General features: G+C 70.0%; 24 protein-coding genes and 1 pseudogene. 14 read left to right on the top strand and 11 right to left on the bottom strand.

The window, feature by feature from the left end; all coding sequences use genetic code 11:
* Nucleotides 1-36 precede the first annotated feature (36 nt).
* Together IEZ21_RS11570 and IEZ21_RS11565 are read right to left on the bottom strand one after the other, a co-directional pair.
* Nucleotides 37-804: an NPP1 family protein gene (locus IEZ21_RS11570; RefSeq protein ID WP_189321766.1), complete on the bottom strand. Its 768-nt coding sequence runs from the start codon at nucleotides 802-804 to the stop codon at nucleotides 37-39.
* A 177-nt stretch (nucleotides 805-981) separates the two neighbouring features.
* Nucleotides 982-2,229: an MFS transporter gene (locus IEZ21_RS11565; protein WP_189321852.1), complete on the bottom strand. Its 1,248-nt coding sequence runs from the start codon at nucleotides 2,227-2,229 to the stop codon at nucleotides 982-984.
* A gap of 312 nt (nucleotides 2,230-2,541) precedes the next feature.
* On the opposite strand from IEZ21_RS11565, the gene IEZ21_RS11560 reads away from it, so the two are divergent.
* Nucleotides 2,542-3,477 carry a LysR family transcriptional regulator gene (locus IEZ21_RS11560; protein WP_189321765.1) on the top strand — a complete coding sequence of 312 codons (936 nt, stop codon included), beginning with the start codon at nucleotides 2,542-2,544 and terminating at the stop codon, nucleotides 3,475-3,477.
* A 78-nt stretch (nucleotides 3,478-3,555) separates the two neighbouring features.
* Here the strand turns inward: IEZ21_RS11560 and IEZ21_RS11555 are convergent, their stop codons facing one another.
* A complete protein-coding gene (locus IEZ21_RS11555; RefSeq protein ID WP_189321764.1) occupies nucleotides 3,556-3,999 on the bottom strand; it encodes a MarR family winged helix-turn-helix transcriptional regulator in 444 nt (147 codons plus the stop codon).
* A 159-nt stretch (nucleotides 4,000-4,158) separates the two neighbouring features.
* Here IEZ21_RS11555 and IEZ21_RS11550 point away from each other — a divergent pair, with 159 nt between their 5' ends.
* The 5 genes from IEZ21_RS11550 (at nucleotide 4,159) to IEZ21_RS11530 (ending at nucleotide 8,564) form a co-directional block, all read left to right on the top strand.
* Nucleotides 4,159-5,259, top strand: a complete 1,101-nt coding sequence (locus IEZ21_RS11550; protein ID WP_189321763.1) for a substrate-binding domain-containing protein — start codon at nucleotides 4,159-4,161, stop codon at nucleotides 5,257-5,259.
* Nucleotides 5,260-5,371: 112 nt separating this feature from the next.
* Nucleotides 5,372-5,653 (top strand): FmdB family zinc ribbon protein, encoded by a 282-nt coding sequence (locus IEZ21_RS11545; RefSeq protein WP_189321762.1) that lies wholly within the window; start codon nucleotides 5,372-5,374, stop codon nucleotides 5,651-5,653.
* Between the two features lie 24 nt (nucleotides 5,654-5,677).
* Nucleotides 5,678-6,925 (top strand): formamidase, encoded by a 1,248-nt coding sequence (gene fmdA, locus IEZ21_RS11540; protein WP_189321761.1) that lies wholly within the window; start codon nucleotides 5,678-5,680, stop codon nucleotides 6,923-6,925.
* 20 nt (nucleotides 6,926-6,945) lie between these two features.
* Entirely contained in the window at nucleotides 6,946-7,980 is a 1,035-nt protein-coding gene (locus tag IEZ21_RS11535; protein ID WP_189321760.1) for an alpha/beta fold hydrolase, read from the top strand.
* 2 nt (nucleotides 7,981-7,982) lie between these two features.
* Nucleotides 7,983-8,564, top strand: coding sequence for a DUF1097 domain-containing protein (locus IEZ21_RS11530; protein WP_189321759.1), 582 nt, complete (start codon nucleotides 7,983-7,985; stop codon nucleotides 8,562-8,564).
* Between the two features lie 175 nt (nucleotides 8,565-8,739).
* On the opposite strand, the gene IEZ21_RS11525 is transcribed toward IEZ21_RS11530, so the two are convergent.
* Complete coding sequence (locus IEZ21_RS11525) at nucleotides 8,740-10,140, bottom strand: cytochrome P450 (RefSeq protein WP_189321758.1); 1,401 nt, start codon at nucleotides 10,138-10,140, stop codon at nucleotides 8,740-8,742.
* Nucleotides 10,141-10,291: 151 nt separating this feature from the next.
* Here IEZ21_RS11525 and IEZ21_RS11520 point away from each other — a divergent pair, with 151 nt between their 5' ends.
* The 3 genes from IEZ21_RS11520 to IEZ21_RS11510 all read left to right on the top strand — a co-directional run bounded on the left by IEZ21_RS11520 (nucleotide 10,292) and on the right by IEZ21_RS11510 (nucleotide 13,098).
* A complete protein-coding gene (locus IEZ21_RS11520; RefSeq protein ID WP_189321757.1) occupies nucleotides 10,292-11,695 on the top strand; it encodes a glutamine synthetase family protein in 1,404 nt (467 codons plus the stop codon).
* 1 nt (nucleotide 11,696) lies between these two features.
* The gene (locus tag IEZ21_RS11515) at nucleotides 11,697-12,845 is read left to right on the top strand and encodes an amidohydrolase family protein (RefSeq protein WP_189321756.1); all 1,149 of its coding nucleotides are present in this window, start codon (nucleotides 11,697-11,699) and stop codon (nucleotides 12,843-12,845) included.
* Nucleotides 12,846-12,936: 91 nt separating this feature from the next.
* Nucleotides 12,937-13,098, top strand: a complete 162-nt coding sequence (locus tag IEZ21_RS11510) for a zinc-binding dehydrogenase (protein ID WP_246567580.1) — start codon at nucleotides 12,937-12,939, stop codon at nucleotides 13,096-13,098.
* Between the two features lie 6 nt (nucleotides 13,099-13,104).
* Here IEZ21_RS11510 and IEZ21_RS11505 read toward each other — a convergent pair whose 3' ends face one another.
* Complete coding sequence (locus IEZ21_RS11505) at nucleotides 13,105-14,280, bottom strand: cytochrome P450 (RefSeq protein ID WP_189321755.1); 1,176 nt, start codon at nucleotides 14,278-14,280, stop codon at nucleotides 13,105-13,107.
* 194 nt (nucleotides 14,281-14,474) lie between these two features.
* Here IEZ21_RS11505 and IEZ21_RS11500 point away from each other — a divergent pair, with 194 nt between their 5' ends.
* The gene (locus IEZ21_RS11500; RefSeq protein WP_189321754.1) at nucleotides 14,475-15,371 is read left to right on the top strand and encodes a LysR family transcriptional regulator; all 897 of its coding nucleotides are present in this window, start codon (nucleotides 14,475-14,477) and stop codon (nucleotides 15,369-15,371) included.
* 69 nt (nucleotides 15,372-15,440) lie between these two features.
* Here the strand turns inward: IEZ21_RS11500 and IEZ21_RS11495 are convergent, their stop codons facing one another.
* The gene (locus IEZ21_RS11495) at nucleotides 15,441-16,208 is read right to left on the bottom strand and encodes an oxidoreductase (protein WP_189321851.1); all 768 of its coding nucleotides are present in this window, start codon (nucleotides 16,206-16,208) and stop codon (nucleotides 15,441-15,443) included.
* A gap of 217 nt (nucleotides 16,209-16,425) precedes the next feature.
* Here IEZ21_RS11495 and IEZ21_RS47470 point away from each other — a divergent pair, with 217 nt between their 5' ends.
* Nucleotides 16,426-16,623 (top strand): hypothetical protein, encoded by a 198-nt coding sequence (locus IEZ21_RS47470; RefSeq protein WP_246567578.1) that lies wholly within the window; start codon nucleotides 16,426-16,428, stop codon nucleotides 16,621-16,623.
* Between the two features lie 24 nt (nucleotides 16,624-16,647).
* Here the strand turns inward: IEZ21_RS47470 and IEZ21_RS11485 are convergent, their stop codons facing one another.
* The 5 genes from IEZ21_RS11485 to IEZ21_RS11465 are packed head-to-tail and all read right to left on the bottom strand — an operon-like array spanning nucleotide 16,648 to nucleotide 21,912.
* On the bottom strand, nucleotides 16,648-17,685 hold the full coding sequence (locus IEZ21_RS11485) for a Gfo/Idh/MocA family protein (RefSeq protein WP_189321753.1): 1,038 nt from the start codon (nucleotides 17,683-17,685) through the stop codon (nucleotides 16,648-16,650).
* Nucleotides 17,682-18,716: a Gfo/Idh/MocA family protein gene (locus IEZ21_RS11480; protein ID WP_189321752.1), complete on the bottom strand. Its 1,035-nt coding sequence runs from the start codon at nucleotides 18,714-18,716 to the stop codon at nucleotides 17,682-17,684. The genes IEZ21_RS11485 and IEZ21_RS11480 overlap by 4 nt, the downstream gene beginning before the upstream one ends.
* A 39-nt stretch (nucleotides 18,717-18,755) precedes the next feature.
* Nucleotides 18,756-19,598: a carbohydrate ABC transporter permease gene (locus IEZ21_RS11475; RefSeq protein WP_246567576.1), complete on the bottom strand. Its 843-nt coding sequence runs from the start codon at nucleotides 19,596-19,598 to the stop codon at nucleotides 18,756-18,758.
* Nucleotides 19,595-20,575 carry a carbohydrate ABC transporter permease gene (locus tag IEZ21_RS11470; protein ID WP_189321751.1) on the bottom strand — a complete coding sequence of 327 codons (981 nt, stop codon included), beginning with the start codon at nucleotides 20,573-20,575 and terminating at the stop codon, nucleotides 19,595-19,597. The genes IEZ21_RS11475 and IEZ21_RS11470 overlap by 4 nt, the downstream gene beginning before the upstream one ends.
* Complete coding sequence (locus IEZ21_RS11465) at nucleotides 20,572-21,912, bottom strand: ABC transporter substrate-binding protein (protein ID WP_189321750.1); 1,341 nt, start codon at nucleotides 21,910-21,912, stop codon at nucleotides 20,572-20,574. The genes IEZ21_RS11470 and IEZ21_RS11465 overlap by 4 nt, the downstream gene beginning before the upstream one ends.
* Before the next feature lie 337 nt (nucleotides 21,913-22,249).
* On the opposite strand from IEZ21_RS11465, the gene IEZ21_RS11460 reads away from it, so the two are divergent.
* The 3 genes and pseudogenes from IEZ21_RS11460 (at nucleotide 22,250) to IEZ21_RS11450 (ending at nucleotide 26,034) form a co-directional block, all read left to right on the top strand.
* Nucleotides 22,250-23,587, top strand: a complete 1,338-nt coding sequence (locus IEZ21_RS11460; protein WP_189321749.1) for an ROK family transcriptional regulator — start codon at nucleotides 22,250-22,252, stop codon at nucleotides 23,585-23,587.
* A 15-nt stretch (nucleotides 23,588-23,602) separates the two neighbouring features.
* A pseudogene (locus IEZ21_RS11455) lies at nucleotides 23,603-23,731 on the top strand (IS630 family transposase); the annotation flags it as partial.
* A 248-nt stretch (nucleotides 23,732-23,979) separates the two neighbouring features.
* Nucleotides 23,980-26,034, top strand: coding sequence for a discoidin domain-containing protein (locus IEZ21_RS11450; protein WP_373302211.1), 2,055 nt, complete (start codon nucleotides 23,980-23,982; stop codon nucleotides 26,032-26,034).
* The last annotated feature ends 20 nt before the right edge of the window (nucleotides 26,035-26,054 follow it).

Genomic DNA, 26,054 nt, shown 5'->3' with positions numbered 1-26,054 from the left:
GCTGCGGTGTGCGGCGGCGCCCCCGGGCGCCGTACGTCAGGCGTTGGGGTCGAAGGCGATGCCGGCCGGCTTGGCTGCGGCGAGGTGGTTGTTGAAACTGCCGTCCTTGAGGCCGAAGTTGGCGCTGCCGAAGTTGGCCTGGCTCAGCCTGTCGCGCACACCCGCGGGGTAGCCGTTCCAGCCGACCAGCGGGGGGTACTGCCAGCTGCCCTTGTGGTTCTCCGGCGGCTCGTCGCCCGACGTCGCGGGGCGGAAGGCGTGCGTTCTGACGCCGTCCTTGTGGTACACGATCTTGGGGTGGTTCCCGTCCCAGCGGATCTGGTCACGGCCGTACACGCTGAAGCCGCCGTGGGCCGAAGTGGACACGTACATCGCCTGGTTGTTCTGCACCCACAGCACGACGTGCTCCCAGTCGTGGCGGTGTCCGCCGAGACTGCTGCCGGCCACGGCCTGGTCCTTCTCGAAGTACAGGCCGTACATGATGGCGCACCAGCCGTTGTTGCACTTGTAGCGGGAGTACCCGTTGGTGTTGTCCAGGTCCGAGGCGTCACGGCACTCGCCGCTGAGGGATCCGGTCGGGTTGAGGCCGCCGTTGACGGTGCCGTCGGGGCCGATGGCGGGCGTGGAGTAGCAGCCGTCCGTGTCGTAGTCGTACGTCGGCTGGAACGTCTGCTCCAGTGCTTCCGCGTTGGCGGGCAAGGACCGCGGCGGAGCAGCGAGAGCACTGCCCGGGAAGGCGACGACCAGCGCAACGGCGCTGCCGAGTATGAGAGTTGCTCTGCGGATCCGTGAACTCGTCTTCAACGCGTCCTCCTGATCAACCACGGTGCGGGGGTGCGCATGATGGCATGCTTGACATGCCCAGAACAGTCACCTGGATGCGCATTGACACGTGATCTCTGAGAGGTGTTGTCACGATGAAGCGCCCGCCAATACCTGGGAGTTGACGGGCTGAACCGGCCGCCTACGCGTCGCGGCGGATCAAGTGCGGCTCCCGGCACCTTCCCGTTTGTGTCCTGACGCGTCGTCATGCCGAGGCAGGAGCAGCGGGGTTGTGAGAATGAGGAGGCCGGCGATCGCGATCGCGGTGCGGGGGCCGGTGAGGCCGGCCAGCAGGCCCCACAGGGCGGTCAGGGCCGCGACGGTGAGTTTGCTGGTGATCGACCACGCGGACAGGGTGCGGGCGATCCGGTCCGTCGCCGTCTGTTCGAGCCGGTAGGTGGCATACACCGGGTTGAACACGCCCATGCTGGTGATCAGCCCGAATTCGACGGCGATGACGAGCACGAGTCCGGCGGTGCCGGGGCGGACGAAGGCCAGCCCGAGCAACCAGCACGCGCGCAGCGTCCCGGCGGTGAGCATGACCCTGTGCTGCCCGAACCGCGCGACGAGCCGGCGGGCCAGTCGTGAGCCGATCAGACCGCCGACGCAAGGCACGGCGAAGGCGAGGCCGTACTGCCATGGCGCGAATCCGAGGTCGCCGAGCATGAGGACGGCGAGCGGTGGCGAGGTCGCCATGATCAGGCCGCTGACGAGGATCGTGTTGAAGAACAGCGGGCGCAGCGCCCGGTGGGCCAGGATGTACCGCCACCCTTCGAGCAGGTCGCCGGCTCTGAGTCGGGCCGGTGCGGCGGTTCGCACGGGGCGCGGCTCCGTGCCGCCGATCGCGCGGATACCCAGGGCCGAGAGCAGGAAGCTGACCGCGTCGGCCACCACGGTCATCACCGGGCCGAACAGCCCGATCGCGGCCCCGCCGAGCGGCGGTCCGAGCACCGTGGCGGTCCAGTTCGTGGACTCGAACCGTCCGTTCGCGACGATCAGGTCCTCCGGCGGTACGAGTGCCTTGAGGCAGGCGCCGCTCGCCGCGGTGAAGGTGATGTCGGCCGCGGCGACGAGGACCGACACGATCACGAGCTGGACGAAGTCGAGCCGGCCGAGCGCGTAGGCGGCCGGGACGCTCATCAGTGCCGCGAACCGGATCAGGTCCATCGCGATCATCACAGGGCGCTTGCGGCGGAACTCCACCCAGGGGCCGAGCGGCACCGCGACCACAGCCCCCACCGCAAGACCTGCGGCCGCCAGCACCGCCACTTCCGTCGGCCCGGCGTGCAGCACGAGAATCGCGATCAGGGGGAACGCGTCGAACGCCAGCCGCGTACCGAACGTACTGGTCGCATACGCCGCCCAGAGCCACCCGAACTGCCGCCCCAGCGAGCGTCCCAGCCCCATCGCCATGTCCAGCGCACCCCCGCTGCCTCGCCGGAACAACCTCACCTTGATCAGCGAGATCCAAGCGAGCGGGGGCCGAGCGGTCAAACAACCGCTCGGCCAGGGAGGCACAACTGGGCGTTGTGCTGCGAGGTCGGTACGCTGTGCGCTCCGCTGGGAGGGTGGTTCGAAGCTGCGGGTCCGTCGTGGCTGGTCGCGCCCACGCGGCGGAGCCGCAAATCGATACAGCCCCGCGCCCCCAAGAGGCCTGCGGCCTCCTTGGGGGCGCGGGACCGCACCGGACTTCGACAAGTCCCCGTACGCTCGGTCGGCGTGGATCTAGAAGCCGTACGAACCTTCGTCGCCGTCGCGGACGCGGGTCGGTTCCGCGAGGCCGGAGCCGAACTGTCGCTCACCCAGCAAGCCGTCTCCAAGCGCATCGCCGGGCTGGAGAAGGACCTCGGTGCGCGGCTGTTCACCCGTACCGCGCGCGGAGCTCAACTCACCGTCGACGGGCGGGTGTTCCTGCCGCATGCCCGCGAGCTGCTGCGGGCCGAGGAGCGGGCGGCCGCGTCCGTACGTCCTGGCCGCCGGGCGTTGCGCGTCGATGTGATCGGACGGGGGCTCGCGCCGGCAGGTCTGCTGCGCGACTTCCACCGGGCGCATCCGGAGGCCCAACTCGATGTCGTGACCCACTTCCTGGACGCCGATGCGGCCATCGACGCGGTCCGGGCGGGCACGATCGACGCATCGTTCCGCGCCGTCACGACGCCCGCGCGGCATCTCCCCGACGGCATCGAGGCCGTCCGCGTCCACGACGAGCCGCTCCAACTCCTCACCGGACCGGCCCATGAGTTCGCCGACACCCGTGCGGTCACGCCCGCCGCGCTTGCCGGGCACCGGATCTGGATGCCCGGCATCGTCACCGGAACCGAATGGGCCGCCTACTACGACGAACTCGCCCTCGCCTTCGGGCTCACCATCGACGCGACCGGTCCCAACTTCGGCCTGGAGCCGCTCCTGGACATGATCGCCGACTCCCCGGCCCTGGCGACCTTCGTCGGCGAAGGCACCCGATTCGTCTGGCCCGCCGACTACGACCTGCGGCGCATCCCGGTGCACGACCCGACACCGGCCTACCCGCACTCGCTGATCTGGCACGGCGACAATCCGCATCCCCAACTGGCCGCCCTCCGCGCCTACTTGGAATCCGCACAGCCCGGCCAACGCGACGCCGAGACGTGGACACCGAAATGGGCGCAGCGCTGAACACCACCGCGTCAACCGAGCAGCAACAACGACGCGAGCCGCAACAGCCGGGCCAAGGCGGCAAGTTCAACAGTCGTCTCAGGAACCCAGACGTCTCCACGCCCGTTGCAGCAGGGTCCTGAGCAGAGCCGCCTCCTCGCCACCGAGGGCCGTCACAATGCTCTCCTGTTCCTGCTCCACCGCCGCCGTCCAGCGTCCGAGTGCCTCGTTGCCGCGCTCGGACGCGAAGACCAGCACGCGTCGCCGGTCCGCGTCGTCCACCCGGCGCAGGACGAGGTTGAGGGACACCATGCGGTCGACCACCTTGGTCAGGGTGGGAGCCGACAGGAGTGCGAACTCGGCGATCTCCGTCATCGCGTGGCCGGCGCCGTCGCCCAGGAACGAGAGCACGCGCCACTCCTCGAGCGTCGCACCCTCCGCCTTCAACGCCTCACCGAGCCTCGATACGACGCTCCGCTCCACGAGCGTGAGCGCCCGCGCGAAGTCGAGGTCGGATACGGCCGTCGCCGGGGTCGTCGTCATCGCCCTGCCAAAGCTTCGTCGGTGTCGTTGCGGCGCCATGGTGACCGATCGTCAGCGCACGGCAGACCGGCCGGATCGCATGGAGTGATTCCACGATACAGTCATATCCTTATCGCCGCGAAATATTCTCGTAGCAACCAATCGCTAGTGTGAGCGCCTATGATCGAGAAGGCGTCTGTCCGGCTCGGCACTCCGGCAGGCCCCCGGACCCGGGACGCGCTGAATGTCGCCCTCGTGATCCCGCTCCAGGGCCCGGCCGGAATCTTCGGCCCGTCCTGCGAGTGCTGCGCCCGGCTCGCGGCCGAGGAGGTCAACGCCGAATCGGGAGTGCTGGGCAAGGAGCTGCGGCTCGTACTCGTCGACGGCGGGGCGCCGCGCGAGCAGGTGGCCACCGAGATCGACGCGCTGATCTCAGGCGGCGTCGTCGACGCGGTGGCCGGCTGGCACATCTCCGCCGTCCGGGAGGTCGTCGCCCCACGCATCGACGGCCGGGTGCCGTACGTCTACACCGCGTTGTACGAGGGCGGCGAGCGGTCCCCCGGCGTATTCCTCACCGGTGAGACCCCGAATCGCCAACTGCGGCCCGCCTTGCAGTGGTTCGCCGGCGAACTCGGCATCCGGCGGTGGACGATCGTCGGCGACGACTACGTCTGGCCCCGCTCCTCCGCCCGCGCCGCCCACCGCTATCTGCGCGAACTCGGCGGCGAGGTCTGCGACGAGATGTACGTGCCGCTGGGCACCAAGGACTTCGGCCAGGTCCTGGCCAGGGTCTCGGCCAGCGACTGCGAGGCCGTCCTGATGCTGCTGATCGGTGACGACGCCGTGCTCTTCAACCGCGCGTTCACCGCCGCCGGGCTCGACCGCGACCACATCCGGTTCAGCTCGCTGATCGAGGAGAACGTGCTGCTGGCGACCGGGCCGGAGAACACCCGGGGCCTGATGACTTCGGCCGGTTACTTCGAGGACCTGCCGACGGCGTACGGCCTTGACTTCGCCGCCGCGTACTTCCGCCGTTTCGGGCCCCGGGCGCCGGTGCTCAACAGCCTCGGCGAATCCTGCTACGAGGGCGTGCGCATGCTCACCGAACTGCTGCGCCGCGCTGGCACCATGGACATGGACCGCATCCAGGCGACCGCCGAGGGCCTCGAGTACGAGTCTCCGCGCGGCACCGTGCAGATCCGGGACCGCCATCTGAAGCAGCGGGTGTTCCTCGCCGCGGCCGACGGGCTGCAGTGGGACGTGCTCCAGCAGCTGCCGTAGCCGCCTCCCCCGTGGTGGGCCTTTCTTTTACACGCCCGTAACGCGCTGCCCTCTTGCCCAATTGCTTCGGTTGAAAATACTTTTTTCTCGAAGCTTTTGGAGGTTGGTCGTCATGGCCACGTATCAATACCGCTGCCCGGGCTGCGGCACCTTCGACGTGATCCGTCCGATCGGCCGCGCCCTCCCCCAAGAACCGTGCGACGCGTGCGGAGACCAGGCCCGCAGGGTCTTCACCGCCCCGATGCTCACCCGTACCCCCGCCCCCCTGTCCCGCGCCCTGCACGCCCAGGAGGCCAGCGCCCACGAACCGCGCGTCGTCGGCGAAGTGCCCCCGGCCCGTCGCAGTCCGGCTGCACCCGCCGACCCCCGGCATGCCCTGCTGCCCAAGCCCTGACTCCCCCTGTTCTGGAGGCCGTTCATGCCCGAAGTCGTCTTCAGCGTCGACCAAGCCATGTCCATGCGAGACCAGAAGGTCCCCGGCCACAACCGCTGGCACCCCGACATCCCGCCGGCCGTCACCGTGAAGCCGGACTCGGATTTCCGCATCGAGTGCCGGGACTGGACCGACAACCAGATCGGCAACAACGACTCGGCCAACGACGTCCGTGACGTCGACCTCACCCACGCCCACATGCTCAGCGGCCCCATCGCGGTGGAGGGCGCCGAGCCCGGCGACCTGCTCGTCGTGGACATCCTCGACCTGGGCCCCGTACCGCAGTCGCAAGGAGAAGGCTCCGGGCAAGGCTGGGGCTACACCGGCGTCTTCGCCAAGAACAACGGCGGCGGCTTCCTCACCGACCGCTTCCCCGACTCGTACAAGGCCATCTGGGACTTCCACGGCCAGCAGGCCACCTCCCGGCACATCCCCGGCGTCCGCTACACCGGCATCACCCATCCCGGCCTCTTCGGCACCGCGCCCTCCGCCGAGTTGCTGGCCCGCTGGAACGCCCGCGAGCAGGCCCTCATCGACACCGACCCGCACCGGGTTCCGGCGCTCGCGCTGCCTCCGCTCGCCGACAACTCGCTGGCCGGCACGGCGGACGGCGAGACCGCCTCCCGTATCGCCGCCGAAGGCGCCCGTACGGTCCCGGCCCGGGAGAACGGCGGCAACCACGACATCAAGAACTTCACCCGCGGCTCGCGGGTCTTCTACCCCGTCCTCGTCCCCGGCGCCCTGCTCTCCGGCGGCGACCTGCACTTCAGCCAGGGCGACGGCGAGATCACCTTCTGCGGCGCCATCGAGATGGGCGGCTTCATCGACCTGCACGTCGACCTGATCAAGGGCGGCATGGAGAAGTACGGGGTGACGACGAACCCGATCTTCATGCCCGGCAACGTCGCGCCCCAGTACACCGAGTTCATCTCGTTCGTCGGCATCTCCGTCGACCACGAAACCGACACCAACCACTACCTCGACGCGACGATGGCGTACAAAAACGCCTGTCTCAACGCCGTCGACTACCTCATGTCCTTCGGCTACAGCGGCGAGCAGGCCTACCTTCTGCTCGGCTCGGCCCCGATCGAGGGCCGGCTCAGCGGCGTCGTGGACATCCCCAACGCGTGCAGCACCCTTTACCTCCCCACGGCGATCTTCGACTTCGACATCCGGCCGACGGCCGAGGGCCCGAGAAAAGCCGACCGCGGCCAGTGCGCCGTCACCTCCTGAACGTCTCGAAAGGCAGCCCCATGAGTGACCATCTCACCTTCCAGCTGGGCGACTTCACCACCCAGAGCGGCGCCACACTGCGCGGCGCGCACCTCGCCTACACCACGTACGGCGAACTCAACGCGGACAAGTCCAACGTGATCGTCTACCCCACCTGGTACTCCGGCCGGCACTGGGACAACGAGTGGCTCATCGGCCCCGGCATGGCCCTGGACCCGGCCGAGTACTTCATCATCGTCCCGAACATGCTCGGCAACGGCCTCTCCACCTCGCCGAGCAACACCCCGCCGCCGTACGACCGCGCCCGCTTCCCCGACATCACGGTGTACGACCAGATCGAGGCCCAGCACAAGCTGGTCACCGAGGAGTTCGGCATCGAGAAGATCCAGCTCGTGACCGGCTGGTCGATGGGCGCCGGGCAGACCTTCCAATGGGCCGTCAGCTACCCGGAGATGGTCGAGCGGATCGCCCCCTTCTGCGGCTCCCCGCGCACCAGCCTCCACAACAAGGTCTTCCTGGAGGGCGTCAAGGCCGCGCTGACCGCCGACGCGGTCTACAACGGCGGCTGGTACGACGCGGAGAAGTGGCCGACCACCGGACTGCGCGCGCTCGCCCGGGTGTACGCGGGATGGGGCTTCTCGCAGGCGTTCTACTGGGAGAAGGAGTACGAGAAGCTCGGCTACACCTCCCTGGAGGACTTCCTCGTCGGCTTCTGGGAGGGCTTCTTCCTCGACGGCCGCGACCCCAACAACCTGCTCACCATGCTCTGGACCTGGCAGAACGGCGACGTCGGGCTCACCCCCGGCTTCGACGGGAACACCGAGGCGGCGCTGGCCTCCATCAAGGCGACCACGCTGGACATGCCCGCCGAGAAGGACCTCTACTTCCCGCCGGAGGACGAGGCCTGGGCCGTCAGCCACATACCGGGCGCCGAACTCCGCGTGATCCCCGGCATCTGGGGCCACTTCGCCGGCGGCGGCAGCAGCCCCAAGGACACCGAGTTCATCGACACGGGTATCAAGGAACTGCTGGCCAAGCCGGGCGGATTGGCGTAGCCATGAGCAACGGACGCATCAGACTGCCGCACGAGGTCAGCGCCTCGATCATCGCCTTCGCCACCGTCTTCCTGCTGATGAGCCCGCTCAACATGCCGACCTGGGCGATCTTCATCACCTGGGCTGGAACGTTCATGCAGGGCGGCCCGAGCATCGCCAACGCCATCTCCATGATCACCGCCACCACGACAGGGGCGGGGTTCGCGGTGGTGGCCGTCCTGCTCAACCGGGAGACGGGCACGATGTTCGGCACCGGGTCGTTCGCCCAGACCCTGGCGCTGGGCGTGGTGATCTTCTTCGTCAACGGCACCCTGCTGGCGACCGGCCGGCTGAAGCCGTTCGCTCTCATTCCGGCGATGTTCTTCGGCTTCGCGTCGACCTTCGCCACGTACTTCGGCGGATTCGGCTATGACGCGGGGAATCTGGGCGCCGCGTTCGTCAGCGCCGCCGCGATGTGCGCTCTCGGCCCGCTCGCGGCCGCTCTCGGACTGCGGCTGATGTTCGCTCCACCAGCCATGGCACCCGAGCCCGAGGTACGCGAGACCGGGGAGGTGACACCTTCGGCCAGCGAAGCGCGCGCCTGAGCACGGGGCCCGCCATGAGCTGCGCTGAGCGATTGGCGGGCCCCTCATCGATCTCATCGGCGAGCCGACCGAACCGAGGCCGAGTGGCGAGGGCGCCGTGTCGAGTCCGGGCATGCCTGGGGCAAGGTCGTACTGGAGATGCGCCGCGCGTAAGGGCGTGATCCGGCTCGGGGGATCAACGGCCCGCGCGGATCAGCCCTGTCAGGTACCGCCAGAGCGATGAGCGCTGCCGGGCGGACGGGTCCGGCACCACCGTTCCGGCCGTCTCCGGTTCAGGAGTGGCCGCCGCCGGCTGCTCGGCCGGTGAGGCGATTTCGTACCGTACGGGCAGGGAGCGCAGGCCGCGCATGAACGGGGAGGAGCGCCAAGGGAGTTGGTCGGCCGGGAGGGCGAGATCGAGGTCGGAGAACCGCTCGAACAGGCGGCTGACGCCCACCGCCGCCACGGTCGAGGCCAGCTCCCGGGCCGGGCACTGGCGACGGCCCGCGCCCCATGACAGGTGGGCCCGGGTGCTGATCGTGGTGCTCCCCTCCACGTGCTCAGCGAAGAGAGGGTCGGCGTGCGCGGCGGCCGAGGAGACCCACACCGGGTCGCCCGCGTGGATCGTGTAGTTCCCGAGCGGGGTGTCCTTGGCGGCGAACCGCGGTACGAAGTTCACCAGCGGCGGCTTGCGCATGACCGCTCGGTTCATGGCCTCCCTGACCATTCCGGCGGACAGGCTGGCCCGTACGCCGCCCTCGCCCGAGACGACTTCGACCACGGTGTTGGAGACGAGGATGCCGACGTGGTCGGACGTCATGCCGAGCAGCATGAACAGTTCGCGGGCCAGTTCGTCGAGCGAGAGATCAGGGTGCGCGGCCAGCAGGTACGACGGGAAGTCGTCGCCCGGTTCCTTGAGCTTCGCCGCCGCGAGTTCGGCCAGTGTCTCCAGCAGCCGCTCCAGGGCGGGTTCGGCGTCCGGGCCCGCGTCCAGTACGCGCCACATGTCCATCAGGGCGTCGTCGCCCTGCGAACCGGGGAAGCCCAGCAGATGGCTGGCCACCATCAGCGGCAGCGGTCGCGAGAACTGCGCGGACAGGTCCGCGACACCCGTGCTGCCGCCCTGGGCGATGAGGGTGATGAGTTCGTCGGCGTACGCGGTGACGGCCGTCCGGAGGCGCTTCGCCTGCGGGTGGCGCGGGTCCTGGAACGGCTTGAGCGCCGCGTCCCATGCGGTCCGCAGCGTCCGGTATCCCGAACCGCCCTGGATCAGTACGTGGTTGACCTCGAGGGAGGGCCCGAGCGGCCAGTCTGCGGGAACCCTGCCCTCGGAGCGGGCCCGCCAGTTCTCCAGCCCCTTCGGCCAGCCGTCGTCGTCCTGGAGCACCTGGAGGGACTCGCGATATCCCAGCACCAGCCAGGCGGGCACACCGAGCAGATCGACGGGCGCGACGGGGCCATGCTGCTGTCTCAGCCGTTCGTAGACGAGGGCGGGGCGCGTCTCGTAGTCCCGGGTCAGCAGGGGCTGCGGGTTCAACGCCTCGAGCCGTGTGTCGTCCAGGTCCACTGATCCGCCGTCGCCGAATTGGGATTCCATCGTCTTGCGGCCCTCCGACACTCCCCGTAACGGTACGCAACCGTTCGGTTTTGTTACTGACCGGTGGGGACCATACCTCAGGTCGGCCAGGGGGAGTTGTCCGGGTGCGGTATCTACGTGAGCATCGAAGCAACCTCGCCGAGGAGGACGTATGACCACCCTTGCCGACCCCGTTCCCGGCGGGCGCCCGGGCGATGTCGAGCGGGCCACCGCCCTGAGCGCGGAGCTGACCGGGCGGGGTGTGCACGGCATCGTCCTGGCCTACGTCGACACCGCGGGCATCGGCCGGGTGAAGACGATTCCGACGGCCAAGCTCGCCTCGGCCGTCGCGTGGGGTGTCGGTATGTCGCCGGTGTTCGACACGTTTCTGGCGAACGATTCCATCGTCTCCACCGACGTACTCGGCTCACCGGACGGCGATCTTCGCCTCTATCCCGACCTCGATCACCTGGTCGTCCTGTCCGGTCAGCCCGGCTGGGCATGGGTCCCGGTGGACCGGGTCACCCAGGAAGGCGAGCGGCATCCGGGGTGCAGTCGCACTTTTCTGCGCCGGATCGTCACCGCTGCCGCCGATCGGCACGGGATCTCGTTCAAGGCGGGCATCGAGATCGAGTGGGCGGTCGGACAGGGATCGGCCCCCGGCGACGACTTCGTGCCCGCGGTCCAGGGCCCGGCCTACGGCGCCACCCGGCAGGTCGAACTGAGCGACTGCACCGCCGAGTTGCTGGCCGCGCTGGCCGCCCAGGGCGTGGATGTCGACCAGCTCCATCCCGAGTACGCGGCCGGTCAGTTCGAGATCTCGGTGGGTGCGCTCGACCCGGTGGCCGCGGCCGACCGGAGCGTACTGGTACGGCAGACCATCCGGGCGGTGTCACAGCGGCACGGCCTCAGGGTCTCGTTCGCCCCGGCCGTCTTCGCCGAGGGCGTCGGCAACGGCGGCCATGTCCATCTCTCCGCCTGGCGCGAGGGGAGGAACCTGCACTCCGGCGGCAAGGGCCGGTACGGCATGACGGCCGAGGCGGAGTCGTTCGCCGCCGGGCTGCTCGCGCACCTGCCGGCGCTGACGGCCGTGACCGCGCCGAGCCCGGCCGGCTATCTGCGGCTCAAGCCCTCGCAGTGGGCCGGGGTGTTCACCGCCTGGGGCCGCGAGACCCGCGAATCCGCGGTGCGCGTCATCACCGGCACGGTCGGCCACCGCGACCAGGCGGCGAACCTGGAGGTGAAGCCCGTCGATCTCGCCGCCAACCCGTATATCGCGCTCGGCTGCCTGATCGCCGCCGGACTCGACGGTCTGGAGTCGTCCGCGTCCCTGCCCGACGAGATCACCGGAGATCCGGCGCGGTTCGGCGCCGAGGAGGCGGCGACGCGGGGCGTACGCCGACTGCCGGCGTCGCTGGACGAGGCCGTCGAGGAGTTCCGCAAGGACGAACTGCTGCGCGCCGCGCTCGGACCGGCCCTGGCCGACGCCGTGATCGCCGTGCGCCTGGGCGAGATCGCGGCCGTGGCCGGGCTGGACGACGGGCAGGTGGCGGCGGCGTACCGGTGGAAGTACTGAAATGGAGGCGGGACCCGTCCAAGAGACGCTCGCCGCACTGCGGTTGGTGGACCACCACTGCCATGGTGTCACCGCCGCCGACCTTGACCGCGAGGGCTTCGAGTCGCTGATCACCGAGGGCGGGGTGTGGCCCGGGATCTCATCGTTCGACAGCCCGGTGGGCGTGGCGGTCCGCCGCCACTGCGCTCCCCTGCTGGACCTACCTCGTCACGCGTCGGCCGAGGAGTACCTCGCCCGGCGGGCCGAACTGGGCGGGCGCGAGGTCAACCGGCGCTTTCTCGCCGCCGCGGGCACGGACGTCTTCTGTGTGGACACCGGGTACGCCCCCGATCGCCTCACCACGCCGCGGGAGCTGGCCGAGGTCGCGGGCGGAGCTGCGTACGAGGTCGTACGGCTGGAGAACGTCGCCGAGGCCGTGGCGGCGAAGGGAGTTGAGCCGGACGCGTACGCGGACGTCTTCCGGGCGGCGGCTCGAGATGCCGTACGACGGCCGGGCGTCGTCGCGGTGAAGTCGGTGGCCGCCTATCGCACCGGCTTCGACCTGGACCCGGCCCGCCCCTCGAACCCGGAGGTCACCGAGGCGGCCCGGCGGTGGCTCGCGCGCGGCGGCCGCCTTGACGACCCGGTGCTCGTACGGCACTTGCTGTGGACCGCCGTGGACCTCGGGCTGCCGCTCCAGCTGCACACCGGCTTCGGGGACAGCGACATCCGGATGCACCGGGTGGATCCGAGTCTGCTGACCGACTGGCTGCACCTGACCTCGGGCACCATTCCGGTACTGCTCCTGCACTGCTGGCCCTATCAGCGCCAAGCCGCCTATCTGGCAACGGTCTTCGAGCAGGTGTACCTCGACGTCGGCCTCACCCTGCACTACGTCGGCCCCGCGCGGGCCCGGGCGATCCTGGAGGAGGCGCTCGAGATCACCCCGTTCCGCAAACTGCTCTACAGCTCCGACGCCTATGGAGTCGCGGAGTTCTACCAGCTCGGCGCGCTCGCCTTCCGGCACGGGCTGGCGGGGCTGCTCCAGGACCGGGTGGACGCGGACGAGTTGAGCCTGCCCGACGCGCTCCGGATCAGCAGGTGGATGGGGCGCGACAATGCCTGCCGCGTGTACGGGCTTCCGCTGTCCCACGGAGAGGTCCGGGCCTGAGGCGAACGGCTCAGGGCCGTGCGGGTTCCGCAGCGGTACGACGCCCACGCAGCGGCCGTCGTGGTCCAGCAGCCGGCCCATGTGCTTGACCGTGCGCAGGACCACGGACCGGTCGCCGCGGATGCTGGACGAACTGGCGTCAGGGGAGCTGACGTTGCCGATCGAACGGTACGGGCTCGATGGGCTGGCGGAGGCCGTGGAGAGGCTGCGTACCGGGGAGGCGGTGGGGAAGGTGGCGCTGGACTTGTCCTGACACCGATCAGGCAGGACTGTTCCACAGCACGTGCAGGGTGGGGGGCTTACGGAAGACCAGACCGTGCGCAGTGGCGGGGCGGTCAGGGTCGAGGCGCAGGGCGGGGAGGCGTTCGAGCAGACGCTGGAGGGCGATGCGGGTCTCCAGGCGGGCGAGGTGCGCGGCAAGGCAGTAGTGCGGGCCGTGTGCGAAGGCCAGTTGGAGACGCGCGTTCTCGCGTCGGACATCGAACCGGTCGGGGTCGGCGAAGACGGCAGGGTCGCGGTTGGCACCCGTCAGGGAGACGGTGACCAGGTCACCCCGGCGGATCGCGGCCGGGCCGAGGACGATGTCAGCGGTGGCGTAGCGGTCCACGACCGCCGCACCGGGTTCCAGGCGCAGCGATTCCTCTATCGCGCCGTCCAGCAGGTCGACGTCGGCCCGGACCAGTGCGAGTTGGTCCGGGTGTCGCAGCAGGTGCAGCAGCGCGTTGGTGATCATCGCCTCGGTGGTCTCGATGCCTCCGAACATCAGCACCGCGGCATTGGACGCCACCTCGGGCAGCGCCAGCTGCCCGGCGGCGGAGACAAGGAGTGAAGAACCTCCGCGGCCGGCGACGGTTGCTTCCACGGCGGCCCGTAGTCGCGCGTACGCCGCGGCACCGGCGGGCTCCACCTCATGTCCGGCGGTGATGGCCGAGACCGACCGCACTATGGAGTCGTACCAGGAGAGCACCGTGACCGGGGTGGTGCCGACGAGCCCGAGTGCCTCGGTCACGACGGCGACCGCGAGCGGGCCCGCGAAGGCACGCCGCAGTTCGACGGCGCCCGTCGGCTGCAGTGTGGTGATGAGCCGGTCGGTCTCCCGCTCGATGAACGAAGCGAACCCGTCATGCACCGTCCGAGGGCGGAAGGCAGAGGTGAAGGGCTCGCGGTGGCGGGTGTGCTGGTCTCCGTCCAGGGACAGCATGCTCGGCCCGACGACCTGCGCGGTGGAGAACCGAGGGTCGTCGACGGTGAAGGTCTCGGCGTCCCGCATCACACTCAACGCGAGGTCGCGACGCGTCACCAACCAGCCGTCCAGCTCCGGCAGCCAGGACACGGGCTCATGCGCACGCAGCAACGCCAGTCGCGGGTGCGGATCCCGCGCGAGTTCGGCGAGTGTGGTCGCGGCACCGAGCGGGAAGGAGTCGGCGACGTTCATCGCGAACCTTGGCCGGGCAGGGGGAAATCGATCACAGCCAAGGCTAACAACGTCTCTTCGGACAAGGCGGATTGGGCTCCGCGGTTCCAGGGCGCGCTACATGGAGTAAACGTGCCGCCTCCCGCGTTGTGACACCTGTTGCAACGACGACAACGGGTGGACCGCAGTCCGCCGCTGGGAAGGGACGGGAGTCGATGAGCCTTCGTCAGTACGAGTACGCCCTGGCCGTTGCCGAGGAGGGCTCGGTGACGGCGGCGGCGGAGCTGCTGCACGTCGCTCAACCGTCGGTGTCCCAGCAGATCCGCGGCCTGGAGCGGGAACTCGGCGTGAAACTGTTCGCCCGCACGCCGACCGGACTGGTGCCCACCGTGGTCGGCCGCGCGTTCCTGCGGGAGGCGGAGGTCGCAGTGAGCGCCTCGCGGCGGGCGAGGGCGACGGCGCGGGCCGGTGCCGACGAGCTGGTGGGCGAGCTGGTGGTCGCGGTGCAGATGGGCTTTGGCACGCGGCAGTTGCCGGGCGCGTTGGGCGAACTGCGTCGCCGCTTCCCGCGGCTGGAGGTCACCGTGTTCGAGGAGCCGAGCTCCGCCGAGCTGGAGCGGCTGTGCCGCCGGGGCGTGCTGAACCTCGCGTTGATGGCGGCGTGCGAGCGGAGCCCCGCCGACGCCCACCACCTCGGCGACGAGGAGTTCGTCGTGGTGCTGGGCGCCGGGCATCGGCAGCTCGCCGCGGACCGGGTCGAGCTGCGCGAGCTGGAGGGGGAGCCGTGGGTGAGGTTCGACCGCGACAGCGCGCTCGACGGCGTGCTGCTGAACGTGCTGCGGGACAACGATCTGACCCCGACCACGGCCGCCCGCGTGTCCCAGACGGCGACGGCCGTGCGCTGGGCCGCCCACGGGCTGGGAGTGACGCTCGTCCCGGCCTCCGCGGTGCCCCACGGTCACGAGCACCTCGTTCGCCCGGTGTCCCCGGTCGTGCCCCAGCCCGTCATCGCCGTGCTCCGGCCCGGCGCAGGCCCGGCGGAGGCGGCCCTGCTCGAATTCCTGCGTCAGGAGAACTGGTCCGGGTCCGCTTTCTTTTCACCGGTGTCCTGACGGTCGGGAAGGAGGCGGGCGCCACTGAATTCTTTTTGTCGAAACCGGCATTCTGGAATTCAGCCGGTATCACCCCATGGGGAATTCTCCGCCGTCCACGATGAGATTCCTTCCGGTCAGCCAGCTCGCCCTGTCGGAGACGAGGTACAGCACCGCGTGGGCGATGTCGTCGGGCTGACCCTCGCGGCCCAGCGGCGGGGTGTCGTCGGCGTTGGTCTCGCCCGGCGCCACGTTCAGGCGTGCCCACTGCTCCCGCGTTGCTTCGCCGCCGGGGGTGGCCGTTCTGCCAGGGGACACGGTGTTGACCCGGATTCCGAACGGGGCCAGTTCCAGGGCCAGTCCCCGGCTGTAGTTCTCCAGTGCCGCCTTCGCTGCCGTGTAGTGCAGGAACGGTCCCATCGGAGTGAGAACCGCGGCCGACGAGACGTGCAGGATCGTCCCCGAACGCCGTTCCCGCATCCCCGGTACCAGCAGCGAGTCCAGCCGCACCGACGCCAGGTAGTTCCAGTCCAGCGCGTCCTGCCACTCCTCGTCGGGGATGGCCGAAGTGTCCTTGTACGGTTGCGCCCCACCCGTGTTGTGGACCAGGACGTCCACCCCGCCGAGCACCTCCTGCGCGGCCGCGGCGAGCGTCTCCGCGCCGGCCCGTGTCCGCACGTCGGCCGCCACGAAGGCGGCCCCCTCCGGCACCGTGCTCGTCGCCGACCTGGCGGTCGTGAGCACCTCGGCGCCCGCGTCCAGGAGTTGGCGGACGACGGCCGTTCCTATTCCGCGAGTACCACCTGTGACCAGGGCCCGCTTTCCCTTGAGTTCTTGCGTTCCCGATCGGTTCTCGATCGGTTCTCGATCGTGGTCATGCCACCGGTCCTCTCGATCGCGTAATTGTCCGCCCGACGGAAAAGGGTCGACGTGCGCAGAGCGCGAATCCTCGGAGAAATCACGGTGAGCACCTCGTCGAGCTGTTTCACGGTACGGGCGGAAAAGGAAGAGAGGCAAAGACGAAATGCCAGCAGGCGCTATAGGGAACTCCTATGGCATCCCGGCTCCTCCGCCCGTGACCGGAAACCTGGCCGCCAAGTACCCCGAGCGGGTGCGCTCCCTCGTCGTCACCGGCAGCATGCCGGTCTTCTACGGGCCCCTCGCGCCGCTTCCCGAGACCGGCAAGGTCCGCAAAGCGACCCTGCGGGAACGCGGCGTCACCGCCGGCACCTGGGACCGGGCACGCACCGCAGGACGCACCGCCCAGGCCTGACGTCGACGGCGATCTGCTGGGAGTTCAGCCGCCGGTCGTGCCAAGGGCATCCGTCAGTGCGACCGGTTGTCCGGTGCGCAGCGACTCGTAGGCGGCCAGCACGATCCGGAGGGTGCGCAGGCCCGTCTCGCCGTCGGGAGACGGCCGCCGTCCGGTGCGTACGGTGTCGAGGAACTCCTCGAGCATGGCGGCGTCCAGGTCGATACCGCCCGCCTCCCAGCGGTCGCGACCGGTGGCGGAGTCGAACCCGCCGAGCAGCGGGGGGAAGGCGTCGAACTCCACGATCGCCTTTTCGCCGACGCAGGTCATGGCGAGCCCGCCCCACGTCGGGTGGTCCGGCGGATGGCTCCAACTGGCGTCCACGGCGGCGACCAACCCGCCGGGGTAGCGGATGGTGACCAGGCCCGCGGTCTCGACGGCCGGTGCGGGGCCGTCGTCGTCCAGGATGCTGTTCGCCTGGGCGTACACCTCCGCCGCCTGCTCGCCGTCCAGCAACGCGTCCACGAGGTCGGCGATATGGACGGTGTGGTCGGCCAGCGCTCCGCCACCCGCCAGTTCCGGGTCGGCGAACCAAGGGCGCGAACGGGCCGGGTTGGAGCCGTTGTTGGCTCCCTGGACGCTGATCAGCCCGCCGAGTCGGCCGTCGGCCAGCGCGCGGCGCAGGGCGGTGAACGCGGGGCTGAACCGTACGGGGTAGGCGGTCATCAGTCCGACCCCGGCGCGCTCACAGGCGTCGATCATGGCTCGTGCGTCCGCCTCCGTCGTCGCGAGGGGCTTCTCGCAGAGCACATGTGCCCCGGTCGCGGCGGCCCGCTCGACCAGGTGCCGGTGCCGGGCGTTCTCGCTGGTGACCACCACGGCGTCGGGACGGAGGGCGAACACCTCGTCCCAGGTGTCGGCGTAGGCGGCACCCAGGCTTTCGGCGAGTTGACGGCCCCGGGTGGGGTCGCCCGGCGGGGCGTCGGGGTCCGCGGTGATCAGTTCGATGCCGTCGTGGTCGCGCAGCAGCCCGATGTAGGACGCGGCGTGCACATGGGCGAAGGACAGTACGGCGACTCTCACTGGTCAATTCCCCCTGTGGGTACGGCGGTTGGCTGCGGGATGAGCGGGGCGAGCTCGACGGTCCGTCCGGTACGCGCGGACTGAGCCGCGGCCTCGGCGATGCGGACGGCCGCCACGCCGTCCCGGCCGCTCACCCGTGGTTCCGGACCACCCGCGAACGCCTCGGCGAACTCGCGGATCTGGGTGAAGTACGGCGACTCCCCGAAGTCTCCGACGGGTATGCCGTCCGCCGGGCCGCCGGACACGGCACCGGTGATCCGCAGGTCGAGGTGGGCCTGCGAGTCGTGCTGGACGGTCCCGCCGGTGCCCGACACATGGAACGTGGTGCGGAACGGCGTTGCCGGCGGCCCCCACACCCCCACGACCTGCGTGATGGCGCCTCCCGCGTGGGTGAGTACGGCGGTACCGGTGGCGACCGCCCCTTCCGGGGCCGGGGCGGTGAGATGCCCCTGGTGCCGGGCATGGACCCGGACGACCTCGCCGAAGAGCCAGCGGGCGATGTCCATGTCGTGGATCATCTGGTCCGTCAGAATCCCGCCGGAGCGGGCCGGGTCGGCGAACCAGCCGCTCCAGGTGGGATAGCGGCCGGTACGGGTGAACCGGGCGACCGCCACCCGGCCCAGGCCGCCTCCGGCGACCAGGTCGCGAAGCCGGGCGTAGGCCGGGAAGAAGCGCACGACATGTCCCGGGTACAGCCTCACCCCGGCCTCTTCCGCCGCGTCGGCCATCTCCTCGGCCTCGGCCGCGCTGAGCGCCAGCGGCTTCTCGCACAGGACATGGGCTCCCTCCGCAACGGCGGCCAGCGTGACTTGCCGGTGGGTGTCGGTCGGGGTGCACACATCCACCACGACGGCCCCGGTGATCGCCTCACGCAGGGAGCCCGCGGACGTCGCGCCGAACTCGCGGGCGAGGGCGGGGGCGCGGCCGTCGGGTGCGTACAGGCGTATCCGCGCGCCGAGGGCGACCCACGCGGGCAGATGCGTGCGGGCGATGCCGCCCGCGCCGATCAGCGCGACTTCGAGTTCTGCCATGGAATTCTCCGACCTCCTGTGGGTTCAGGCCTTGTGTGGTCAGCCCTTGAGGGCGCCGCTGAGTACGCCACTGATGAAGTGCCGCTGGAAGAACAGGTAGACGAGCACGACCGGGGCGATCACAATCAGGGTGGCCGCGGCGAGCAGCGGCACGTCGACGCCGAACTGCCCGGTGAAGAAGCCCAGTCCGGCGGGTGCCGTACGGCGGGCCGGGTCCTGGATCAGGATGAGCGGGAGCAGGAACTGGTTCCAGCTCCAGACGAAGTACAGAACGCCCAATGTGGTAACTGCCGGGCGGGAGTTGGGCAGCAGGATCCGCCAGAGCGTCGCCCACGACGAGGCGCCGTCCAGCCGTGCGGCCTCCATCAGGCTGCGCGGCATGGTCGAGAAGTGGGCGCGCATCCAGAAGACCCCGAACGGCATGAACGCGGCGATCTCCGCGAGGGCCAGTCCCGGCACGGTGTTTGTCAGTCCTATGGCACGCAGGTCGTAGTAGAGCGGGATGATGGTGCCCTCGGTGGGGATGGACAGGCCGAGCAGCAGATACGCGTAGAGCCTTCCCCGGCCGGGGACGTCCAGGGTCGCGAGCGCGTACCCGGCGAGGGTCGCGCACACCACCGCGGCCGGCACCACGCACAGCGCGATGACCACGCTCGACCGCAGCAGTGTGCCGAAGCCGGCCGCGGACCAGGCGCGGGAGAAGTTCTCGAAGTGCAGCCCGTCCGGGAGGGCGAAGCCGGTCAGCGGTGCGCCCGCCGGCTGAAGTGCTGCCAGCAGCAGGGAGGCGAACGGCACGAGCACGGCGGCCATGAACAGCGCGAGCACGAAGGGCGCCGCCAGCCGCCCGGTGACCGCTCTGGTCGTCGAGGTCGGTGAGGTCACGGCGCCTCCCTGGACAGCCGGTTGATGACCAGGACGGCGAGGGAGATGACCACCGTCAGCACGATCGCCAGCGCGCTGGCCACACCGACCGCGCCGCCCCCGAAGGCCAGGCGGTAGATGAGGATTCCGGGAACGACGGTGCTGTTGCCCGGGCCTCCTCCGGTGGTGATGTAGATGAGGTCGAAGCTGGACAGGGCGGCGATCACGGTGATGGACAGCGCGACCGCGAACTCCGGCCGCAGCAGCGGGACGGTGATCGCCATGAACTCGCGTACCGGGCCCGCCCCGTCCATCCGTGCCGCCTCGTAGATCTCCGGGTCGATGCGCTGGGTCCCGGACAGGAACAGCACCATGCACAGGCCGGAGACGACCCAGCTGCCGATCAGTCCGACGGCCGGCAGCGCCCAGGTGAAGCTGCCCAGCCAGGCGTCGGTGAGGCCGCCCAGGCCGATCGCCCTCAGCGCCTGGTTGAGGGTGCCGTCCTCGGCGTACACCCAGCGCCAGAGGATGCCGACCGCTACCAGTGGGATGACCTGGGGCAGGAACAGCACCGTGCGGACCAGGGTGGTGCCCCGGCGCCCGGCACGCCGGGACACGATCGCCGCCGAGACCAGCCCCAGGCAGATGGGCAGGACGGAGAAGAACAGGATCAGCGCACCGGCATGCCAGGCGGCGGCACGCAGTTGCGGGTCGGTGACGATACGGCCGTAGTTGTCGAGGCCGACGAAGGACGGGAGGGTCACCCCGTCCCAGTCGAACAGTGAGAGGTAAGCGGTGTGCAGCAGCGGCAGTACGGCGAAGAGCGTGTAGGGCAGCAGAGCCGGCAGCAGGTACAGCAACGCCACGGCCCGGCGTCGGCGGCGGCCGGACCGCGCCGGGCGGGGGCGCTTGCGCACGGTGCTGCCCGCCGCGCGCTCCGCCGGGCTCTGGGCTCCGGGAGCGGGGGCGGGGCCGGTCAGTCGGTCGGCAGTGGTCATTTGTGGTAGTTCTCGAAGTCCGTCTGGAGACCGGCCAGGAACTTCTCGGCGGTGACCTTGTCTCCGGCGAGCAGCTGCAGCTGGGTGGTGAGGGTGTCGCCCATCGTCGGGCTGGAGGAGTTCTGGATGAACGGCTGCAGACCGGCGTCCTTGACGACCGTCTGCCAACCCTGCTGGACATCGCCCAGCAGCCCGCTCTGGCTCGGCATGGCTCCGGCGTCGGGAGCCATGAAGCCCGCCTTGGCGGTGATGGCGGCGGCCTCCGCGCCGGCGGTGAAGTCGAGGAACGCGGCGACCGCGGCAGCGTTCTTCGACTTGCTGGAGACGCAGTAGTACACGCCGGCGCCGGTGGTGCGTACCTTCCCACCGGAGGTGACGGGCGGCATGTTGAAGTAGCCGGCCCCCTCCCCCAGCCCCTCGGCCACCGCCGCCGCGGCCCAGTTGCCGCTGATCCGGAAGACGCCCTCGCCCTTGGCGAACGCGGCGGTGGCGTCGTTGTCGCTGACGCCGTTGACCTTGGGGGTTACATACCCCTCGTCCACCCACCGCTTGAGCGTCTCGGCCGCCTTCTCGGCCTCCGGCAGCACGATGGTGGCGCTCTGGTGGCCATAGGCCCACGCCTCGCGGTCCTTCGGCGTCAGATAGGCCGAGAGCAGCACGTTGAAGGGGTGGTTGAGGCCGCCGTCGAGGTTGCCGGCGACCAGTGCGGTCTCACCGGCCGCCTTGGCCTTGACGAAGAGGGCCTCCAGCTCGTCCAGGGTGGCCGGAGGGACGGTCAGGCCCAGCTTCTGCGCCTTGGCCTTGTTGTAGTAGACGCCTTCGAACGAGAGGCCCGCACCCACCCCGTACAGGTCGCCGGTGCCGACGGTCTTGCCGTCCGGGGTGAGGGTGATCTGGTCCAGGCCGGGGAACTTCTCCGCCCAGCCGTACGCCTTGCCGTACTCGCCGACCTTGAGCAGCAGCCGTCCCGGGACGAGGTTCTGCATGCCGGAGGTGAACTGGGCGATGTCCGGGGCGCTGTCGGCCGACATGGTGGTGTTGATGCTCTTGAGGTAGTCGTCCCAGCCGGTGTAGTTGCGCTTGACGGTGATGTTCGGGTGCTTCTTGCGGAAGGCCGCGATGAGACCCGGGGTCATGGTGGTGTCGTCGGCGTCGGCGACCACCAGCGTGATCTTCTCGTCGGCCGGTATCGCCGTGGAGACGGGGCCGGAACTGCTCTTCTCCGACGACGATGCGCCAGGGGTCAGATCGCTGCACGCGGTGAGCGCCGCGGCGCCGACGGCGCCGGTGGCCGTGAGGAACGTACGTCTGGACAGGGACGACGGGCTGGGGCTCATGGGGTCTCCTGGGCGTGACGGGACAGGGAGAGCCGACGGCAAGGCCGAGCGGCGGTGGAGACGTGGTGCATGAGGCCGCGATGGTGCGCGGCGCGGCGGAGGCGGCGCGAGGAGGGTGGGAAGACGCCGTGGACGGGCCGGGATCGCGGTGGGTCCCGCGAGCGCCGGGGTTTCGACAGCTCTATGAGCTCGATTGGTGAGCTCGACTGGTTCGATAACGCAGTTGCGTTTTATAATCAGAGCGAGCCTGGCATGCGTCAAGGACTCATGGCTGGATTGTTATCGTCAGGGCGGTCCGTACCGGTCCCCGCCGGGCCGCTCCACAGGAGGTTGATCATTGGCCACGTCCAGGGACCGCTCCCCGTCCACGGCCCCCGCCCCGCGGGCGCTGTGGCCGCTCGGCGGGCTGCCGGAGCCGCACTCCCCCGGGCGCGAACTGCCCGCGGTGGTGGGCGTCGCGGACCTGCGTGCCACGAACGCCGCGGCCATCCTCGCCGCCGTACGCTCGACCGACCCGCACCCCCGGCTCTCCACCCTGGCCGAGGCAACCAAGCTCTCCCGCCCCACCGTTGAGGCGATCGTCGAGGAACTCATGGACTGCGGCCTCATCGAGGTCGCCCCGGCCGTCTCCGCCCGTGGCCAGCGTTCGCCCGGCCGCCCGGCCCGCCGGTTCCGCTTCTGCCCGCATGCGGGCTTCGTCATCGGCGTGGATGTACGGGCCCGCTCGGTGAGCGCCTGCCTGGCCGACCTCGACGGCCGGCCGGTGGCCGTCGAACGCAAGGCGGTACGCGCCGACTTGGGCGGCCGGGCCCGCGCCCGCGCCGTGACCGGGGTGGTGCAGCACGCGATCGACCGCTCCGGAGCCGACACCCGGCGGGTGTGGGCCGCGACGGTGGGCACCCCCGGCCTGGTGGACCGGAGCAACACCCGTATCCGGCAGGCCGACAACCTCAAGGGCTGGACCGAGGCGGACATCGTCACCACCCTCCGCGACGCCTTCGGCTGCCCGGTCGCCGTGGAGAACGACGCCAACCTCGCCGCGCTCGGCGAGCAGTGGCGCGGGGTCGGCGGCGCAGCCGACGAGATGGTCTTCGTCCTGCTCGGCGAACGCCTCGGCGCCGGTGTCATCACCGGTGGGCGCCTGCTGCGCGGACACCGCGGTGCGGCCGGCGAGATCGGCTTCATCCACTTCCCCGGCAGCCCCTCCTCGCAGCCCGGCCTCGAACCCCTGGTCCCGGACGCCGTCGCCCCGGATCCCGCGGACCCTGCACGTCGCACCGGTACCGACATCGTCCATGGCGCCGCCTCAGGGGACCCCGAAGCAGTCGCGGCCATCACGTCGTACGGGCGGAGGCTGGCCGCCGGGATCGCCCCCGTGCTGCTGGCGCTCGACCCGGCGCTGGTCGTGCTCGGCACCAGCCTCTTCCCTGTCCCCGGCCTGCTTCCGGCGGCGGAACTCCTCCTGAACGCCGCCGAGGATGAAGCCCGCAGCCTCCTCGTCGACCTGCCGCAGTGGCGGCTGTCCGCCCTGGGCGACGAGGCCGTGATCACCGGCGCGGTCCGCTTCGCCCTCTCCTCCGTCGAAGAGGTACTACGCACCCGGCCCACCAGCCTTCCGTCCCAGGGCGCGCTCGGCCGACCTCCGGGCCTGGGGACGGGGGGAGAAGCTCCCTAGTGACCTGGGCTGGCGCACCCCCGTTCCCACCTGCACTTCACTCCGACGGGATCGTCCTGGCTGAACCTGGTGGAGCGGTGGTTCGCCGAGCTGACCGCCAAGAAGCTCCGGCGGGACGTCCACCGCTCCGTCCAGGCCCTCGAACGCGACATCCGGGGCTGCCCGTTCAGCATCCTTCGACGGTCACGCAACAGCACCCGGAGGCTCGGCACGACCGACAAGCCATCAGGTCATCTGTCCCGGACTCTTGACTCCGTTGACCACAGTCGCGATTCTCATGACACCCGCTTGTGCGAGTCATGACAACCATGCGTGTGACCTCGTCGCGCCCATGACCGTCTGTCTGGCTCATCGACGGCGCCATCCGCCGACCGGAGACGTGAGTGATGACCATGACTCGACAGCAACACCGCAGGCGTACCCCCATCACGATTCTCTCGCTGCTCTTCATCGTGATGACCATGACGCTCGGCCCCACGTCCAGTTCCGCGGCCGAGACGGACTGGTGGAACCCGGTCGCGCGGCCCGCGCCGGACTCCCAGATCAATGTCACGGGCGAGCCCTTCAAGGGAACCGACTCCCAGGGGGAGGTACGGGGCCTCGTCGACGCGCACAACCACCTGATGTCCAACGAAGCGTTCGGCGGCCGGCTCATCTGCGGCAAGACCTTCTCCGAGAAAGGGATCGCCGACGCGCTCAAGGACTGTCCCGAGCACTACCCCGACGGCACGCTCGCGATCTTCGACTACATCACCCACGGCGGTGACGGCAAGCACGACCCGGTCGGCTGGCCGACGTTCAAGGACTGGCCGGCGTACGACTCGATGACCCATCAGGCGAACTACTACGCCTGGATCGAGCGCGCCTGGCGCGGCGGTCAGCGGGTCCTCGTCAACGACCTCGTCACCAACGGCATGATCTGCTCGGTCTACCCCTTCAAGGACCGCAGTTGCGACGAGATGACCTCGATCCGGCTCCAGGCGAAGCTGACGTACGACATGCAGGACCACATCGACAAGATGTACGGCGGCACCGGCAAGGGCTGGTTCCGGATCGTCACCGACAGCGCGCAGGCCCGCGAGGTCATCGAGCAGGGCAAACTGGCCGTCATTCTCGGGGTCGAGACCTCCGAGCCGTTCGGCTGCAAGCAGGTCCTCGACATCGCGCAGTGCGACAAGGAGGACATCGACAAGGGCCTCGACGAGCTGTACGACCTGGGCGTGCGCAGCATGTTCCTGTGCCACAAGTTCGACAACGCGCTGTGCGGGGTCCGCTTCGACGAGCACGGGCTCGGTACGGCCATCAACGTCGGCCAGTTCCTGTCGACGGGCACCTTCTGGAAGACGGAGAAGTGCACCGGCCCGCAGAAGGACAACCCGATCGGCGAGGCGTCGTCCGAGGCCGAGGAGGACCTGCCGGCGGGCACCGAGGTCCCGGAGTACGACGAGGACGCACAGTGCAACGTCCGCGGTCTCACCGGCCTCGGCGAGTACGCCGTGCGCGGCATGATGAAACGCAAGATGATGCTCGAGATCGACCACATGAGCGTCAAGGCCACCGGCCGGGTGCTCGACATCTTCGAGGCCGAGCAGTACCCGGGTGTCCTGTCCTCGCACAGCTGGATGGACCTCAACTGGACCGAGCGGGTCTACTCCCTTGGCGGCTTCGTCGCCCAGTACATGCACGGCTCCGAGGAGTTCAGCGCGGAGGCCAAGCGCACGGACGCTCTGCGTGAGAAGTACGGCGTGGGCTACGGCTACGGCACCGACTTCAACGGCATCGGAGAGCACCCCGCCCCGCGCGGCGCGGGCACCTCGAACCCGGTCACGTACCCCTTCAAGAGCGTCGACGGCGGCTCCGTCATCGCCAGACAGACCACCGGCGAACGCACCTGGGACTACAACACCGACGGCGCCGCCCACGCCGGCATGATCCCGGACTGGATCGAGGACATTCGGCGGGTCGGCGGCCAGGACGTCGTGAACGACCTCCTGCGGGGCGCCGAGTCCTATCTCGGCACCTGGGGAGCGTCCGAGGACCACAAGGCCGGGGTCAACCTCGCCTCGGGCTCGACCGCCTCGGCCAGTTCCTCGGAGTCGAACCCGTTCACGAGTTACGCGCCCTCCAGGGCCGTGGACGGCAAGCCGGACACCCGCTGGGCGAGCGACTGGAGCGGCGACCAGTGGCTCCGGCTCGACCTCGGGTCCGCGAGCCTCGTCAAGCGCGTCACTCTCGACTGGGAGCGTGCCTACGGGAAGGCGTACCGCATCCAGCTCTCCGCCGACGGCACGAACTGGCAGTCCGTATGGTCCACCACCACCGGCGACGGCGGCCTGGACACGGCCCGGTTCACCGGCGTGCCGGCCCGCTATGTGCGCGTCCAGGGGCTCGAGCGGGGCACCGAATGGGGATACTCCCTCCGCGAGGTCGGCGTCTACAGCAAGTGACGGCACCGAGTCGGTGTCCA

The sequence above is a fragment of the Streptomyces flaveus genome, from assembly GCF_014647675.1.
In the GTDB taxonomy this organism is placed as follows: domain Bacteria; phylum Actinomycetota; class Actinomycetes; order Streptomycetales; family Streptomycetaceae; genus Streptomyces; species Streptomyces flaveus.
This window is presented reverse-complemented; position numbering and strand designations above follow the sequence as displayed.

Coding starts and splice junctions, on each gene's coding strand:
- IEZ21_RS11530 (WP_189321759.1), top strand. CDS start 7,983: ATGAGCAACGGACGCATCAGACTGCCGCACGAGGTCAGCGCCTCGATC.
- IEZ21_RS11505 (WP_189321755.1), bottom strand. CDS start 14,280: ATGAACGTCGCCGACTCCTTCCCGCTCGGTGCCGCGACCACACTCGCC.
- IEZ21_RS11565 (WP_189321852.1), bottom strand. CDS start 2,229: ATGGGGCTGGGACGCTCGCTGGGGCGGCAGTTCGGGTGGCTCTGGGCG.
- IEZ21_RS11550 (WP_189321763.1), top strand. CDS start 4,159: ATGATCGAGAAGGCGTCTGTCCGGCTCGGCACTCCGGCAGGCCCCCGG.
- fmdA (WP_189321761.1), top strand. CDS start 5,678: ATGCCCGAAGTCGTCTTCAGCGTCGACCAAGCCATGTCCATGCGAGAC.
- IEZ21_RS11525 (WP_189321758.1), bottom strand. CDS start 10,140: ATGGAATCCCAATTCGGCGACGGCGGATCAGTGGACCTGGACGACACA.
- IEZ21_RS11535 (WP_189321760.1), top strand. CDS start 6,946: ATGAGTGACCATCTCACCTTCCAGCTGGGCGACTTCACCACCCAGAGC.
- IEZ21_RS11515 (WP_189321756.1), top strand. CDS start 11,697: ATGGAGGCGGGACCCGTCCAAGAGACGCTCGCCGCACTGCGGTTGGTG.
- IEZ21_RS11480 (WP_189321752.1), bottom strand. CDS start 18,716: ATGGCAGAACTCGAAGTCGCGCTGATCGGCGCGGGCGGCATCGCCCGC.
- IEZ21_RS11450 (WP_373302211.1), top strand. CDS start 23,980: ATGACTCGACAGCAACACCGCAGGCGTACCCCCATCACGATTCTCTCG.
- IEZ21_RS11545 (WP_189321762.1), top strand. CDS start 5,372: ATGGCCACGTATCAATACCGCTGCCCGGGCTGCGGCACCTTCGACGTG.
- IEZ21_RS11500 (WP_189321754.1), top strand. CDS start 14,475: ATGAGCCTTCGTCAGTACGAGTACGCCCTGGCCGTTGCCGAGGAGGGC.
- IEZ21_RS11520 (WP_189321757.1), top strand. CDS start 10,292: ATGACCACCCTTGCCGACCCCGTTCCCGGCGGGCGCCCGGGCGATGTC.
- IEZ21_RS11555 (WP_189321764.1), bottom strand. CDS start 3,999: ATGACGACGACCCCGGCGACGGCCGTATCCGACCTCGACTTCGCGCGG.
- IEZ21_RS11465 (WP_189321750.1), bottom strand. CDS start 21,912: ATGAGCCCCAGCCCGTCGTCCCTGTCCAGACGTACGTTCCTCACGGCC.
- IEZ21_RS11470 (WP_189321751.1), bottom strand. CDS start 20,575: ATGACCACTGCCGACCGACTGACCGGCCCCGCCCCCGCTCCCGGAGCC.